The following is a 15,641-nucleotide window of genomic DNA, read 5'->3' as shown; positions in this document are numbered from 1 at the left end:
CTGTTAGTGGGCAACCGCAGCAGCGCCGTGTTCATCGATCAACGCACCGTTGTGGAAACGGTCGATGGAGAAAGGTGCAGCCAATGGGTGCATTTCACCCTTGGCCAGACTCGCGGCAAATACGTTGCCCGAGCCAGGTGTTGCCTTGAAGCCACCGGTGCCCCAACCGCAGTTGAAGAACATGTTCGGAACCGGGGTTTTCGAGATGATCGGGCATGCGTCCGGCGTGGTGTCGACGATGCCGCCCCACTGACGGTTCATGCGTACGCGGGACAACACCGGGAACATCTCGACGATGGCTTGAATGGTGTGTTCGATCACCGGGTACGAACCACGCTGGCCGTAGCCGTTGTAGCCGTCGATACCGGCGCCGATCACCAGGTCGCCCTTGTCGGACTGGCTGATGTAACCGTGTACGGCGTTGGACATGATCACGCTGTCGATAATCGGCTTGATCGGTTCGGACACCAGCGCTTGCAGCGGGTGCGATTCGATCGGCAGACGGAAACCGGCGAGTTTGGCCATGTGCCCGGAGTTACCGGCGGTCACTACACCGACGCGCTTGGCGCCGATGAAGCCTTTGTTGGTTTCAACACCGATGCACACACCGTTTTCCTTGCGGAAGCCGATCACTTCGGTCTGTTGAATCAAATCCACGCCCAAGGCGTCGGCGGCACGGGCAAAGCCCCAGGCCACGGCATCGTGACGGGCCACGCCGCCACGGCGCTGGACGGTTGCGCCCATCACCGGGTAGCGAGTGTTCTTGGAGCAGTCGAGGTACGGAATCTCGTCGGCCACTTGTTTGGCATCGAGCAGTTCACCGTCCACGCCGTTGAGGCGGTTGGCGCTGACCCGACGCTCGGAATCACGGATGTCCTGCAGGGTGTGGCACAGGTTGTAAACGCCACGCTGGGAGAACATCACGTTATAGTTCAGGTCCTGGGACAGGCCTTCCCACAATTTCATCGCGTGTTCGTACAGGTGCGCCGACTCGTCCCACAGGTAGTTGGAGCGAACGATGGTGGTGTTGCGCGCGGTGTTACCGCCGCCCAGCCAGCCTTTTTCGACCACGGCCACGTTAGTGATGCCGTGCTCTTTGGCCAGGTAGTAGGCGGTCGCCAGACCATGCCCGCCACCGCCGACGATGACCACGTCATAGACCTTTTTAGGGGTCGGCGTGCGCCACATTTTCTGCCAGTTTTCGTGATGGCTGAGGGAGTGTTTGAAGAGGCCGAAGCCCGAGTAGCGTTGCATAGTCATTTACTCCAAAACCGCGCTCAGCGATAAACCGGGAAGTCCGCGCACAGGGCCGAAACTTGCTGCGCAACATTGGCCTCGACATCGGCGTCGCCGAGGTTGTCGAGGATGTCGCAGATCCAGCCGGCCAACTCAACGCATTGGGTAACCTTGAAGCCGCGAGTGGTCACCGCCGGGGTGCCGATGCGCAGGCCGGAGGTCACGAACGGCGACTGTGGATCGTTCGGGACAGCGTTCTTGTTCACGGTGATACCGGCACGGCCGAGGGCTGCATCCGCCTCTTTACCGGTAAGGCCCTGACGGATCAGGCTGACCAGGAACAGGTGGTTATCGGTACCGCCGGACACTACATCGTAGCCGCGTTTGATAAATACGCCGGCCATGGCCTGGGCGTTGTCGATAACTTGTTGCTGATAGACCTTGAAACCAGGCTCCAGCGCTTCCTTGAAGCACACCGCTTTACCAGCGATGACGTGCATCAGCGGGCCGCCCTGTGCGCCGGGGAATACCGCGGCGTTGAGCTTTTTCTCGATCTCTTCGTTGGACTTGGCCAGGATCAACCCGCCACGTGGACCGCGCAGGGTCTTGTGGGTGGTGGTGGTGACCACGTCAGCGTACGGCAGCGGATTCGGATACAGACCAGCGGCGACCAGACCGGCCACGTGGGCCATGTCGACGAACAGCAGCGCACCGACCTTGTCGGCAATCTGCCGGAAGCGTGGGAAGTCGAGGGTCTTGGAGTAAGCCGAGAACCCGGCAACGATCATTTTCGGCTTGCACTCGACGGCCAGACGTTCGACTTCGTCGTAATCGATCAACCCGGTCTTGGTGTCGATGCCGTACTGCACGGCGTTGTAGAGCTTGCCCGAGGACGACACTTTCGCGCCGTGGGTCAGGTGGCCGCCGTGGGCCAGGCTCATGCCGAGAATGGTGTCGCCTGGCTGGATCAGGGCCAGGTAAACGGCGCTGTTGGCGGAAGAACCGGAGTGCGGCTGCACGTTGGCGTAGTCGGCGCCGAACAGTTGCTTGGCGCGTTCGATGGCCAGCGCTTCAACTTTATCGACGTGCTCGCAGCCACCGTAGTAGCGCTTGCCCGGATAGCCTTCGGCGTATTTGTTGGTCAGGCCACTGCCTTGCGCTTCCATGACGCGTTTGCTGGTGTAGTTCTCTGACGCGATCAGCTCGATGTGATCTTCCTGGCGTTGCTCCTCGGCATTCATCGCCGCCAGCAGTGCATCGTCGTAACCCTGGATCTGGTCTTGCTTGCTGAACATCGCGTCTCTCCCAGCGGCATCTATGCGCCATTCGTCTCGGTAAGGCACTGGTGTTTCGACAGTGCCCTTTGAATGCGATGGTATGACCGGCGCAGACAGGCCAAATGCCTACGGACGCCACGCAAAGGTGCGTTTACGACATGAGGGGAAATGGCTGGCCGGACACACTCTCCAAACCAGCAGAGATCCCCTGTGGGAGCGAGCCTGCTCGCGATGACGGTGAGTCAGCAACATTGATGTCGCCTGACACTCCCTCATCGCGAGCAGGCTCACTCCCACAGGGGTTAGGCGATGATCTGTCGCACTGCAAGCAGAAGTAAAAAATGCAGTGGATATAGGGCATACGCCCAGCGGCGCATCGGTGGCGGAGGTTTGAACTGGCCGGCGTGGCGCAGCAAAAGCAGGCCGGCCAGTGGCGCAATCAGACAAGCGGCGATGCCGAGGATCGCTTCAACATTGTGAAACTGCGCGGAGGAATACAGCACTGGCCACTGATTGGCTGCCAGGCACACCAGCCCCGGCAACAGGCTGAAATACCAGGGACGCTTGATCACCAGCAACATCGCCAGCGGCAACAGTACCCCAAAGAAGCCGAACATCAGTCGCTCCGCAAACAGCGCCGCCAGCAGCAAGGCGCCTGTCGCCAACAGTCGCGTTTGCAGGGTTCGGTCCTGCCAGCCACGGGCCACCAGCAATCCCAGCGCCAACGTGGGCAGCACGTTCAAGGTGTCGGGATCAGGAATGTACATCCGGTAGGGAATTTCGCTGATGGCGCTAAACAGCAGCAACCACCCCAGATAACGCCACTGGCCGCCGGTCGTCACCGCGCGGGCCCGCGCCAGGTTTGCGGCCATCGCCAGACAGAACCACGGGAACGCCAACCGTCCCGGTACATACAGAATATCGACGGAATAACCGATATATCGCAGGTGATCGAGCACCATGCAGAGCAGCGCCAGCCACTTGAGCAGATCCAGTGCCCCATCCCTTTGCGTCATGTGCATAATTGCCTGTCGTCCTTGTATTTTTCTGACAGCATCATCCCGTGTGCTCTCCTGACGATCTTGGGTAAAGTGCGCACCATCATTGACCACGAAGCTCTTCACCATAAGAGCCTCGACCACGGAAGCCGGCCATGACCGATAAGAGCCAACAATTCGCCAGCGACAACTATTCCGGTATCTGCCCTGAAGCCTGGGCTGCCATGGAACAGGCCAACCACGGCCACCAACGCGCCTATGGCGACGACGAATGGACCGCACGCGCGTCCGACGATTTCCGCAAACTGTTCGAAACCGACTGCGAAGTGTTCTTCGCCTTCAACGGCACCGCGGCCAACTCCCTGGCCCTGTCGTCGCTGTGCCAGAGTTACCACAGCGTGATCTGCTCGGAAACCGCCCACGTCGAAACCGACGAATGTGGCGCACCGGAATTCTTTTCCAACGGTTCCAAGCTGCTCATCGCCCGCACTGAAAACGGCAAGCTGACCCCGGAATCGATCCGCGAAATCGCGCTCAAGCGCCAGGACATCCACTACCCGAAACCGCGCGTCGTGACCCTGACCCAGGCCACCGAAGTCGGCAGCGTCTACACCCCGGAAGAAATCCGCGCCATCAGCGCTACGTGCAAAGAACTGGGCCTGAACCTGCACATGGACGGCGCGCGTTTCTCCAACGCCTGCGCTTTCCTCGGCTGCACGCCCGCCGACCTGACCTGGAAGGCCGGCGTCGACGTGTTGTGCTTCGGCGGCACGAAAAACGGCATGGCGGTGGGGGAAGCGATTCTGTTCTTCAACCACAAACTGGCTGAAGACTTCGATTACCGCTGCAAACAGGCCGGTCAACTGGCCTCGAAGATGCGTTTCCTGTCGGCGCCGTGGGTCGGGATTCTGGAAAACGACGCCTGGCTCAAATACGCCAAACACGCCAACCACTGCGCGCAGCTGCTGGCTGAACTGGTGAGCGATATTCCTGGCGTGGAACTGATGTTCCCGGTGCAGGCCAACGGCGTTTTCCTGCAACTCTCGGAACCGGCCATCGCCGCACTGACGGCCAAAGGCTGGCGCTTCTACACCTTCATCGGCAACGGCGGCGCACGCTTCATGTGCTCGTGGGACACCGAAGAAGAACGCGTACGCGAATTGGCGACGGATATTCGCGAAGTCATGTCCCGCTAAACCCTCCCCCTTGAGGACTGCAGGAGCTGGTAGGAGCTGGTAGGAGCTGTCGAGTGCAACGAGGCTGCGATCTTTTGATCTTAAAAACCAACGTCAAAAGATCGCAGCCTCGTTGCACTCGACAGCTCCTACCAGCTCCTACCAGCTCCTACAGTCCTGCTGCCCCTGATCGTTTGCCCTGAAAGACATGGTCTACATTGTTTGTCGAGCCTTCGCTCACATAACAATAATCAGGAGCGCACGCATGTCTTTACAAGGCAAAACCCTGTTCATCACCGGCGCCAGCCGCGGGATTGGTCGCGAAATTGCGCTACGTGCCGCACGGGATGGGGCCAACATTGTGATTGCCGCCAAAAGCGCCGATCCCCACCCCAAACTGCCGGGCACGATTTTCAGCGTGGCCGCGGAAGTCGAAGCCGCGGGCGGCAAGGCGCTGGCCTTGCAGGTGGATGTGCGTGATGACGTCGCGGTGCGCGAGGCACTGGCCAAGGCCAACGAGCATTTCGGCGGCATTGATGCGCTGATCAACAATGCCGGCGCGATTAAGCTGACCGGGGTTCAACACATCGAACTCAAGCGCTTCGACCTGATGCACCAGATCAACACCCGCGCCGTGCTGCTGTGCAGTCAGGCTGCACTGCCCTATCTGAAGAAAAGCGGCGGACACATTCTCAACCTTTCCCCGCCACTGAATCTGGCGAGCAAATGGTTTGCCCAGTACAGCCCCTACACGGTGACCAAATACGGCATGAGCATGCTGACGTTGGGCATGAGCGAGGAATTTGCCGGTTATGGCATCAGCGTTAATTCGCTGTGGCCGCAGACGATGATTGCCACCGCTGCCATCGAGTTTCAGTTGGGGTCACGCGAGTCGTTCAAGCATGCGCGCACGCCGGCGATTATGGCGGATGCCGCCCATGTGATTCTGAGCAGCAGCGGTCGCAGCATTACTGGGCGATTGCTGATTGATGAAGAGATTCTGGGGGAACACGGGGTGACGGATTTTGAACAGTATCGATTTGCGCCTGACACCACCGACCCACTGATGCCGGATTTGTTTGTTGGTTGATATCCACCCCTCACCCTAACCCTCTCCCCAGAGGGTAGAGGGAACTGACCGAGGTGTTCTTGGAGCTACATCGACCTGAAATATCGAGTTGAACTCAGGTTCTGAAACCAACGCAAATCTGCTCCCTTTCCCCCTCTCCCCCGTGGGGAGAGGGCTGGGGTGAGGGGTGGTTCTAGAAGTTAGTTACCCTCCCAGCCTTACATCAAAACTCGATGCGCACGTCGCCCTTCGGCACGCTGCAGCACGAAAGAATGAACCCTTCCGCTTCGTCTTCCTCGGTGATCCCGCCGTTGTGGTCCATTTCGACCTCGCCACCCAGCTTCATCACCTTGCACGTCCCGCAGATCCCCATCCCGCAAGCCTTCGGAATCAACAAACCAAGCTTGGCAGCCGCCGCGTGCACGGTTTCACCCGGTGCAACACGAATGCTCTTGCCGGACGCGGTGAATTCCACCTGGTGCAGGTCCGCCGCGTCGATGTCCGGTGCGTCTGCGGCGATTTCGGCTTGCTCCACCGCATCGGCACGGGCTTCCGCTGGCGTAGCGCCGAAGGATTCCTCGTGATAACGCGACATGTCGAAGCCGGCTGTCTCGAGCATCCGCTTGACCGCATTCATATACGGCGTCGGGCCACAGCAGAAGACTTCGCGCTCCATGAAGTCGGGCGCCATCAGCTCGAGCATCTTGTGGTTCAGGTACCCGCGATAACCGGCCCACGGCTCGCCCAGACCATGTTTCTCGCAGATCAGGTGCAGGCTGAAGTTATCGATCCGCGACGCCATGTGTTCCAGCTCGCGGTGGTAAATGATGTCTTTGGGCGAGCGGGCGCTGTGGATAAACACCATGTCGACGTTGCCGTTGGTGTCGTAGAACCAGCGCGCCATCGACATGACCGGCGTGATACCGACGCCACCGCTGAGGTACAGCACCTTCGGCGCGGTGAAGTCCATGGCGTTGAACAGCCCGACCGGCCCGTGCACCGCCAGCTCCTGGCCTTCGTGCAGGGTGTCGTGCAGCCAGTTCGACACTTTGCCGCCCGGCACACGCTTGATGGTCACCGAAAAGCTGTACGGCACCGACGGCGAGCTGGAAATGGTGTAGGAGCGCATGATCGGCACCCCTTCGATTTCCAGCTCCAGGGTGACAAACTGCCCCGGCTTGAAGAAGAACAGGATTGGCTGGTCGGCCATAAAACAGAAGGTGCGCACATCCCAGGTTTCCTGGATGACTTTGACGCAACGGACGATGTGTCGACCATTGGCCCAGGTCTGGGTGGTTACCGGATTCAGGAAGCTGTTGGACATGCTGTTCTCCACCGCCGATGGTCGGCCTTATGTTGGCGATTCTGCGTAACGTGCGAACCACCCATTTACCTATCTGCGACATTCACATACTTATCGCGACCAGCCCGCATCTACCGGGGGTTGCGCGTCGGGAACAGATTGGGCCATGTCGCCCATGGATAAGGTTCTGGCTAGCGCCGGCCCCACACTCGCTCCATACCAAGACACAACCTTTACACCTTGCGTAGCAAACCTGATTAGCCACTTTCGCCGGCCACACAGAATGGCCTTGAGGATTAAATGATGGACGTCACCACTACCCTGAGCCTGGGCGATCCACTGGAACCCGCACGCAAGGCCACCGCGCAGATGCTGCAAGAGCGCGAGCGCACTTTCTCGCTGCCGCAGCCGTTTTACTCTGACGAGCGGCTGTTTGATATCGACATGCAGGAAATCTTTCAGAAAGAGTGGTTGATTGCCGGCATGGCCTGCGAAATCCCGACCAAGGGCAACTATTTGACCCTGCAAGTCGGCAAGAACCCGATCATCGTGATCCGCGGCGCCGAAGGCGTGATCCATGCGTTCCACAACGTCTGCCGTCACCGTGGTTCGCGGCTGTGCACCAGTGAAAAAGGCAAGGTCGCCAAACTGGTCTGCCACTACCACCAGTGGACGTACGAACTGGACGGTCGCCTGCTGTTCGCCGGTACCGAAATGGGCGCCGACTTCGACATGAAGGAATACGGCCTCAAACCGGTAAACGTGAAGACTGCCGGCGGCTACATCTTCATCAGCCTGTCGGAGAACCCGCCAGCCATTGATGACTTCCTGTCGACGCTGAACCATTACATGGAACCGTACGACATGGAGAACACCAAGGTGGCGATCACCACCACCTTGATGGAAAAAGCCAACTGGAAACTGGTGCTGGAAAACAACCGCGAGTGCTACCACTGCAACGCGTCGCACCCGGAACTGCTGAAAACCCTGCTGGAATGGGACGACGTCACCGACCCGCGTGCCGACCAGGCCTTCAAGGACCACGTCGCGGCCTCCGCTGCTGCCTGGGAAGCCGAGAAGATTCCTTACGCCCACGCCAGCTTCGGCCTGCGTAACCGCATCGTGCGCATGCCGCTGCTCAAAGGCACCGTGTCGATGACCCTGGACGGCAAACAAGGCTGCGCCAAGCTCATGGGCCGGATCAAAAACCCGGACCTGGGCTCGATGCGCATCCTGCACCTGCCGCACTCCTGGAACCACTGCATGGGCGACCACATCATCGTGTTCACCGTGTGGCCGATCAGCGCGCAGGAAACCATGGTCACCACCAAGTGGATCGTCCACAAGGACGCGGTCGAAGGCGTGGACTACGACGTGGAGCGCATGCGCCAGGTCTGGGATGCGACCAACGACCAGGACCGTCGCCTGGCTGAAGAGAACCAGCGCGGGATCAACTCCACGGCTTACCAGCCAGGGCCTTACTCCAAGACTTATGAGTTTGGCGTGGTGAACTTCGTGGATTGGTACAGCGAGCGGTTGCTGAACAATCTTGGCGCGGAACCTGCGCCGTATCTCAAAGGGGTTCCGGTTCAAGGCTAAGAGCAAAAGCATCGCGAGCAGGCTCGCTCCCACAGGGGATCTTTGGTGCGCCGAAGATCAAATGTGGGAGCGAGCCTGCTCGCGATGGCGGCCTCACATTCACCTGATCAGCTTGAAGACCACCGCACACTGCCATCCTCGCCAATAAACGTCTCTTCGATGTTTTCCCCCACCAGCCGCACCTTCACATAACCGTTCAACACCCGATCCGGGTACGCCTCATCCCGCGCATTTTGCGTTTCCGACCACAAGACACGCGAGTGCCTGTCCAGCTCGCTGGCATTGCCATACGGAATCGCCCCGTGCCCCGCGCAGCGCGCATGCAAACCGCCCTGAGCCGCGTAGCAGATGCCGTTGTGCAAATGCCCCCAATACCAATAATCCGGCTCGCGGCCCAAGGCTTCACACACCGGCTGATACAGCGCCGTCTTGTTGTGCCCGGTAATGTCGAAACCCTGGTGATGGCTGAGCACCATGAGCTTCTTGCGCTGGGGCAGATCTTTCATCCAGGCGATCTGCTCCTTGTTCAGTGCACCGTCCATGTACAGGTTGATCGCATCCGAGGCATAAGCGCTGTCGAGCCCGACCACCAGCCAGTCATCGTTGTACAACGCGAAGTAACTGGTGCCCTGCTGCGCCGGAAAACGTTTGGCCAATTCCTTGAAGTAGCCGTGGGCGCCGCTGTACATCTCGTGGTTGGAATTGAGGGTGAACGAACCGTGCTTGCCCATGGGCCAGCCGACCATGTCGACGTCTTCCTGAGAGCGGGTCCCGGCGTAATACACATCCCCCAGGTGAATGGTGAAATCGGCCTGAGCCAGTTGCATCTGATTGGCTACCGCCACCGCCGGTGCATGACTGTCGAACGGCCCGGTGCCCCAGTCGCCAGCAATCGCCAGGGTCACGTCGCTGTCCATTTTCATCAGCGCCGGGTTGGTGGCGAACGGTGCGTGATGGCGCAGGTTCTCGATCCACTTCAGCAGCGCCTCGCTCCACAGCAAGTCCAGCAGCTCCCATTTGCGACATCCGAGCAGGCTGCCGTCTTTGAGCACTCGGGTCTGCAATTCGTCTACCGATTGCGGCAAGGGTGTGGCGTTGCCGATGTGCAGGATCGACAAACCGTGGGACAACTCCCACGGCACGCTCGGCTGATCGTCCGGCAAGTCGCCGTGCTTGAGCACGTATTGCGCCTGGTCGTGACCGCGCTGCAGCAGCGCAACGATGGCCTCGAACTCTTCCGGCTCAAGCTCGCTGACGAGTTTCTTCCAGGACATTTCCAGCCGCGTGAACAGCCCGTGCATGCGCAGCTTGACCTTGTCGTATTCATGTTCCCAATGAGTGACGAGTGACATGTCGGTATTCCTCCATCCGTAGTGGGATCACAGGGTTTTCATGAACTCGATGAGTGCCCGTTTATCGAGTTCCGACAGCTGCGTGCCGTACAGGTGGCCACCGTTATGGTTGCCCTCAAGACGCGTGTCGTATTTGAAGTCCGCCGAGGCTTTCATTTGCTCACCGCTGGTGATGAAGCCGACCTTGTCCTGGTCGTACACATCGGAGCCGGTGAAGAACACCTGCGGCCGCTGTTCCGGTGGTTGCAACAAATCCCACAGGGTCGGCACCGAACCGTTGTGCAAGTACGGCGCACGCAACCAGACGCCGTCGGTCGGCGTGTTGCTGTAGCTCTGGGTCTTGCGGTAAGCGCCAAAATCGAACGGCGATGTCTTGAAGCCGTGGAAGGCTGTCACAAGACCTGTGGTGAACGAGTTCAGTCGATGGGGATCGGTGCCCAGTTCATCTATGTTGGTGGTGACCTGACCAGTGTCGGCGCGGCCGAAATCATGGCAACCGGCGCAGTTGTTGTCCCAGACCGGTTTACCCCGGGCAGCCTTGGCCTGATCCAGCGCGAACGGCCAGGCCGGGGATTTGTGGCCCAACAGCCAGTTGGTCACCCGGTTGAAACTGGCCGGCAATACGGATTCCGGCGTCGCGCCCACGGCCATGGCCGCGGCGTAGTTGCGCTCATGGATATCGTTGTTGTTGCCGTCCCAGTGCAGGTACAGCGACTCCCGGGGCTTCTGGTTCCAGACTTGCGGCAAGTCGACGGTGCCGATGGTCGAGTCATCCGGGAAGCCGAACACCACCATTTTTGTCGGGTTGAAGGTGTCGGTGCGCCCCGGCCCTTGCGGTGCGCGCAGTTGCTGCCAGGCATAGGCCTGCTTCTGCTTGATCAGCGCGCTCGTGGCCATCGGGATGATCAGGTAGCGGTTGTACAAGCGCTCGAAAAACCCGAGCTGAAACTTGCTGTTGATCGCGGCCATCACCGCGTCAGTGGTGAATTTCGGGTCGCTGGCGCAATCGTAGGCGAACCACTGGAAGGCCTGCAGTTGCAGGGTATTGGCCGGCGCGGTGGCCACCGGGATGGCGACGTCGCTGGTATTGGCCCGATAGGAGCCGGTGTGGCACAGGGCGCAGTTAGGCTCCACGGTCGGGTAGCCGATCTGCCGCTTGGCCATGCCGATGGGTAGATCCTTGCCGTTCTCGTAGAGGAAACCGAAGACCTCGTAGCCGCCGGGTTTCGGCATTTTTTCCGGGCACATCTGCGGCAACACGGCGAACAGGTAGTAGGGAATCCGCGCTTCGATCCCCAGGCCGATGGCGGCGTACTTGTAGTGATCTTCGTCAGAGGCGTATTGCTCTGCCGGCACTACCCGCAGCATCTGGTACCAGGTCTGGTAACCGATGAATCCCAATGCCAGCACCACGACCAGCGTGGCGACCTTGAAGCTGTGCCGCTGCCAGCGTAACGCCCAGGCTGCGCGCCATTCACGCCAGCCGTCGCGAAGCAACGCCAGCGGCCGATTGACCGGAGCGCTGCCCAGGTACAGCAAGATCCCGAGGATCAGGAACATGCTCAGATCGCCCATCAGCATCGGCACGAACACCTGAGCCTGGTTGCTGGTGTTGATCAGGTAGATCCAGAACGCTACGGCGACCAATCGCGACAACACGCACAGCCACGAATGCACGACGTATCGTGGCGCGTTGAAGCCTGACGGCATGTAGAACAGGCTGATCCCCACCAGCAACATGCCGGCGTTTTCCAGCCACGGATCTGAGAGTTGCGGTGGCATCCCGAGCATGGAGGTCAGCAGCGCCGGAGCGAAAAGCGCCGGGATTGCGAAGACCATGTTCATCACGATGCCTAGCCAGATGAAGCGTTGAAACCAACGGATGTAACTGTCCATATCATCCTTTTCCTTGTGCTTGACCCGCGAGGTGTAGCGCCTGAGAGACCGTCATCGCGGGCAAGCCTTGCTCCTACAAAAGCAGTGCGAAACCTGTAGGAGCAAGGCTTGCCCGCGATGAATCCAACACGGCCTGTCAGATCAACCGAGGGCTGTTTTCTCCAGGTGTTGCAGGATGATCGGGTACACATCGACCACCGCGTCCTTGCCGAACATGCAGTCGATATGGCCGTAACCCGGCACCACATGCCGGCTATAGCGCTCCGGCCCATGCACCTTGCACACGCGTTCGTAAGTCTTGAGCGTGCTTTCCGGTAGGTAGCACTGGTTGTCCGCGCCGCTGATAAAGCAGATCGGCATGCTCAACCGGTCGAAGTGCGGCATGTAGACGTCCTCGCCCTTGAAGTCCACCAGATGCCCTTTGCGCACGATCAGCGCGAGGTGCTCGAAGGTGTGCATGTTCGACTCGCCGAACAGTTCGTGCAGGTTGTCGTGCAGGGTTTCGTTGAGGGTGTCGTGGCGATACAACGATGCGTACATGAAGGTGATGCGATGGCACACCGGGTTGGTGCAGTAACCCTGAGCCTCGATCCGGGCGTAGCCGTTGAGGGCTTTGTCATAGAGTTTGTTGAACCAGTTTTCCTTGTTGTCGGCGTAAGCGGTGAGGGATTTGATGCCAATGGCGTCAAGCATGCCTGGCAGGTGCAAACCGGCCTTGAGCCCGGTCGCCGTGGCAACCACGGCATCTGCCGCGATCTGCGAGCACACAACGGAACGCACGCCCTGCAACCCGGCCAGCAACGACATGAAGAAAGTCGTCGCGCCGTAGCAGTGCACCACGCATTGCACGTCGGGCGCTTTGGTTTCCTGCTTGATCTGCGTGATGGCCGCCTCGAAATCGTACTGGGCGATCTGGTCGCCGTTCCATTCCTTCTTGCTCGCCGGCAGCAGGATGCTCACCCGCAAATCCAGCAACCAGACGTCGTACTCGTGCTTGCACAGGTACTCCAGCAGGTTGGTCTGGATGGTGTCGGTGGAGAAGATATTCGAACCCACGCCCAACCCATGAACCAGCATCACCGGCCCTTTGCTGCCGCCCTGATAGCGGGTCAGGCGCAGCTCGACGTTGTCTTCGGTCTCGAAGAAGTGCACCACTGGCGGCGGCGCATCCAGAGGTCGTTTGAGCCGTGGCGGTGCGTCGGGGTTGAAGTAGATGTCGCCAGCGAACACGCCGCCGTAGCTCTCCCAGAGTATCCCGGCAAAGAACTTGCCGAACCGCGCCAGGCCTTCGATACGCTCGCGCTCGTTACGGGCGTTGAGCACCTTCATGGTGGTCATTTGCTTGGCGAAATCGGTCGGATGGATGTGCATCACCCCGGAGCCGATCACCTCGCCGGTTTTGTCCGGCCCGCGATACAGCGTCACGTACAGCGTGCTGGTGTCGTGCCAGATGTTTAGCACGCCGTTGTCTTCGGGCACGGTTTTGAAGGCGCTGAAGAAATAGTCGTTGCCGTCCTCGGCGGTCAGTTTCATGTCGTACTTCATGTGCCGCACGCCGACCTGTTCCTGATACTGCTCGAACAGGTTGAACACGCCATTGCTGGCGGTCAGCGGCTGTGGCGACAGGCTTGGCGCGTTGACCGTCCCCACCAGCGTCGCCGCGTGCTCCGGCTCCTTGATCATGCGATTGAGGTCGTTGGCGGTGATGGTCAGGGTGAAATCGATGGGCGAGTTGTCCGCCTCGCCGCGCTTGGCCGCCGCTTCGTAAACCTTCAGGTCAGTGCTTTGGGCCGCCGTGAAGGCCCGGGAGAAGTAGCCTTTCATGGTTTCGGTGAATTGCACGCCAAGGGTCGGTGGCGCCACTTGTTTGCGCGGCGCCGAGGGCAACGTGTAGTCGATCTGCCAACCGCGATCAGCGGCCAGCAGGCCTACGTTGCGTTCGCTCACCGCCGATATGGTCAGCAGCGGATTAACGGCCAGAGACGTCGGAATCACCGCGCCGTCGGTTACGTACAAACTCGCATACACGTCGGTCCCGTTGGCTCCGCTGAACACCTGGCCCTTGTGGTTGACCACGCCCTGCCCCGCGTCTTCGCCCATCACGCAACCGCCTAAAGGGTGAACCGAAACGATGCTGTGCTTGAGCAGCTTGGTCCAGATCGGATTCTCGACCCAGATCCCGCCCAACGCCTTGGTACTCTGGTGCAGGCGCTCGTTGCCGATCTTGACGTTTTCCTGCTCGCCGACGCCCGGCCAGTCGATGCGCAGCTGATCCTTGCTGTCCAGCACCATCCGGCCCTTGCCGTTGTCGTGGCTCATGATCAGGTACGTCTGCATGTTGTGCAGCGCGCCGTAGTACGGGCCACGGAGGAAGCTTTCGGCTTCGCGCTCCTTGTATTTCAACTTGCCGATCAAACTGTCGTCGGTGGCTTTGCCGATCAGCTCGGCGAACCCGGCCATGCTCGGCACCATCGGCCGCCCGAGAGCACCGGGGATCGAACCTTCTTCGATGACCATGCGGCTGCGCCAATCGCCTTCGGTGCGCATGTCGATGACCGACGTGATGCACGGGCCGACCGGGTGCAGTTCCTTGGCCGGATGGGCACCGAAACCGATGCCGTTGATCGGTTGCTCGCAGTTGTGGCCGAAACCGAGGATGTCACCGTTGCCACTCATGTTTTCGCCGAGCTGGCCGGACATCGACAGGCCTTTGTCCCGGGAGCGCAGAAGGATTTCAGTAGAGCCCAGGGTGCCGGCGGAGACGACCACGATGTCGGCTTTGACGAACAGCGTCGGCGCCGAAAATTTCTCGCGACCGCTGTCCAGGTACTGGAAATGCACGATCCAGCCATCGCCGTCGCGCTCCAGATGCCGAACCTCGGCCTGACAGAAAATCTCCGCGCCGTGATTCCAGGCGTCCGGCAGGTAGTTCATCAGCGTGGTGTTCTTGGCCTTGTTGTTACAGCCCGACACGCAGTCGCCGCAGTGATTGCAAGGCAATTGCTCGACGCCGACGTGGTTGAGGTTGTTCGGCAGTTTGTCGAACGTCACGTTGATCGGCGGCCTGTAGAAGTGCGCGCCTTGCTTGAGGTAATCCGCCGACTTCTTGTTGGCTTCGAGTTTGGGCAACACCGGCGAAGTGCTGGGGTACGGCATGGGTTTGAGCATTTCCCGAGCCCGGGCGTAACCGTCCTTGAGCAAGGTGTCGCGATGTTCACGCACCGCCAGTGGCCAGCGCGGATCGTCGAATACACCGGGCTCCGGCTCAAGGGCGACGTTGGCGTTGATCAGCGAAGTGCCGCCCAGGCCGCAACCGACCACCACGTTCTGCTGGGCGTTGACGTGCAAGTCGAATAAGCCGGTGCGCGAGCCGATGTGGCCGTCCGGGTCATGCACCTGCAACTCCTCGGTTGCCGCCAACATCGTGTTGGGATACTCGCCGGGCTGCATTTCGCGACCGCGTTCCAGCAGGCAGACTCGCTTGCCAGCGCGGGACAGGCGCGACGCAGCGATCCCGCCGCCGTAACCCGAGCCAATCACGATCACGTCGTAATGTTCCTTGATGTCGCTGATGGGCGTTGCGATCCGTGTCATGGGTCTATTCCTCTCTCAGGCAGATGGGGCAACTCTTCGGTTGCCTGCAATCGATGGGCGAACGAATACCTGGCCACTGAGTGAACTCAGCGGCAGCCAGCGGGGGCATCAGGAAATGTCAGGTGCTATAGACGGGCGCGCT

Annotated in this window: 10 protein-coding genes; 3 read left to right on the top strand and 7 right to left on the bottom strand. The window is 60.0% G+C overall.

What is annotated here, in order from left to right:
• Positions 1-3: 3 nt before the first annotated feature.
• The 3 genes from PMI27_RS11455 to PMI27_RS11465 form a co-directional block, all read right to left on the bottom strand.
• On the bottom strand, positions 4-1,254 hold the full coding sequence (locus PMI27_RS11455; RefSeq protein ID WP_007947735.1) for a sarcosine oxidase subunit beta: 1,251 nt from the start codon (positions 1,252-1,254) through the stop codon (positions 4-6).
• 23 nt (positions 1,255-1,277) lie between these two features.
• Positions 1,278-2,531, bottom strand: a complete 1,254-nt coding sequence (glyA, locus tag PMI27_RS11460) for a serine hydroxymethyltransferase (RefSeq protein WP_008147090.1) — start codon at positions 2,529-2,531, stop codon at positions 1,278-1,280.
• 284 nt (positions 2,532-2,815) lie between these two features.
• Positions 2,816-3,535 (bottom strand): TraX family protein, encoded by a 720-nt coding sequence (locus PMI27_RS11465; RefSeq protein WP_033053397.1) that lies wholly within the window; start codon positions 3,533-3,535, stop codon positions 2,816-2,818.
• Positions 3,536-3,666: 131 nt separating this feature from the next.
• On the opposite strand from PMI27_RS11465, the gene PMI27_RS11470 reads away from it, so the two are divergent.
• Positions 3,667-4,707: a threonine aldolase family protein gene (locus PMI27_RS11470; protein WP_008147085.1), complete on the top strand. Its 1,041-nt coding sequence runs from the start codon at positions 3,667-3,669 to the stop codon at positions 4,705-4,707.
• A 244-nt stretch (positions 4,708-4,951) separates the two neighbouring features.
• On the top strand, positions 4,952-5,776 hold the full coding sequence (locus tag PMI27_RS11475; RefSeq protein ID WP_008147084.1) for an SDR family oxidoreductase: 825 nt from the start codon (positions 4,952-4,954) through the stop codon (positions 5,774-5,776).
• A 202-nt stretch (positions 5,777-5,978) separates the two neighbouring features.
• Here PMI27_RS11475 and gbcB read toward each other — a convergent pair whose 3' ends face one another.
• Positions 5,979-7,079, bottom strand: a complete 1,101-nt coding sequence (gene gbcB / locus PMI27_RS11480; RefSeq protein ID WP_008147083.1) for a glycine-betaine demethylase subunit GbcB — start codon at positions 7,077-7,079, stop codon at positions 5,979-5,981.
• Positions 7,080-7,361: 282 nt separating this feature from the next.
• Here gbcB and gbcA point away from each other — a divergent pair, with 282 nt between their 5' ends.
• The gene (gbcA, locus tag PMI27_RS11485) at positions 7,362-8,657 is read left to right on the top strand and encodes a glycine-betaine demethylase subunit GbcA (RefSeq protein ID WP_033053441.1); all 1,296 of its coding nucleotides are present in this window, start codon (positions 7,362-7,364) and stop codon (positions 8,655-8,657) included.
• Positions 8,658-8,764: 107 nt separating this feature from the next.
• Here the strand turns inward: gbcA and PMI27_RS11490 are convergent, their stop codons facing one another.
• From PMI27_RS11490 to PMI27_RS11500, 3 genes are all read right to left on the bottom strand, one after another.
• Positions 8,765-10,009, bottom strand: a complete 1,245-nt coding sequence (locus tag PMI27_RS11490) for a metallophosphoesterase family protein (protein WP_024164578.1) — start codon at positions 10,007-10,009, stop codon at positions 8,765-8,767.
• Positions 10,010-10,036: 27 nt separating this feature from the next.
• Entirely contained in the window at positions 10,037-11,905 is a 1,869-nt protein-coding gene (locus PMI27_RS11495) for a hypothetical protein (RefSeq protein ID WP_008153504.1), read from the bottom strand.
• A 141-nt stretch (positions 11,906-12,046) separates the two neighbouring features.
• Complete coding sequence (locus PMI27_RS11500) at positions 12,047-15,499, bottom strand: GMC family oxidoreductase N-terminal domain-containing protein (RefSeq protein WP_008153505.1); 3,453 nt, start codon at positions 15,497-15,499, stop codon at positions 12,047-12,049.
• Positions 15,500-15,641: the final 142 nt, after the last annotated feature.

It is taken from the genome of Pseudomonas sp. GM41(2012), from assembly GCF_000282315.2.
Taxonomy (GTDB): Bacteria; Pseudomonadota; Gammaproteobacteria; order Pseudomonadales; family Pseudomonadaceae; genus Aquipseudomonas.
The sequence above is the reverse complement of the archived record's forward strand: the minus strand, read 5'-3'. Positions and strand labels throughout refer to the sequence as shown.

What these genes read in the sequence shown, in the direction of transcription:
- PMI27_RS11455 (WP_007947735.1), bottom strand. Translation starts at nt 1,254, where the DNA reads ATGCAACGCTACTCGGGCTTCGGCCTCTTCAAACACTCCCTCAGCCAT.
- glyA (WP_008147090.1), bottom strand. Translation starts at nt 2,531, where the DNA reads ATGTTCAGCAAGCAAGACCAGATCCAGGGTTACGACGATGCACTGCTG.
- PMI27_RS11465 (WP_033053397.1), bottom strand. Translation starts at nt 3,535, where the DNA reads ATGCACATGACGCAAAGGGATGGGGCACTGGATCTGCTCAAGTGGCTG.
- PMI27_RS11470 (WP_008147085.1), top strand. Translation starts at nt 3,667, where the DNA reads ATGACCGATAAGAGCCAACAATTCGCCAGCGACAACTATTCCGGTATC.
- PMI27_RS11475 (WP_008147084.1), top strand. Translation starts at nt 4,952, where the DNA reads ATGTCTTTACAAGGCAAAACCCTGTTCATCACCGGCGCCAGCCGCGGG.
- gbcB (WP_008147083.1), bottom strand. Translation starts at nt 7,079, where the DNA reads ATGTCCAACAGCTTCCTGAATCCGGTAACCACCCAGACCTGGGCCAAT.
- gbcA (WP_033053441.1), top strand. Translation starts at nt 7,362, where the DNA reads ATGGACGTCACCACTACCCTGAGCCTGGGCGATCCACTGGAACCCGCA.
- PMI27_RS11490 (WP_024164578.1), bottom strand. Translation starts at nt 10,009, where the DNA reads ATGTCACTCGTCACTCATTGGGAACATGAATACGACAAGGTCAAGCTG.
- PMI27_RS11495 (WP_008153504.1), bottom strand. Translation starts at nt 11,905, where the DNA reads ATGGACAGTTACATCCGTTGGTTTCAACGCTTCATCTGGCTAGGCATC.
- PMI27_RS11500 (WP_008153505.1), bottom strand. Translation starts at nt 15,499, where the DNA reads ATGACACGGATCGCAACGCCCATCAGCGACATCAAGGAACATTACGAC.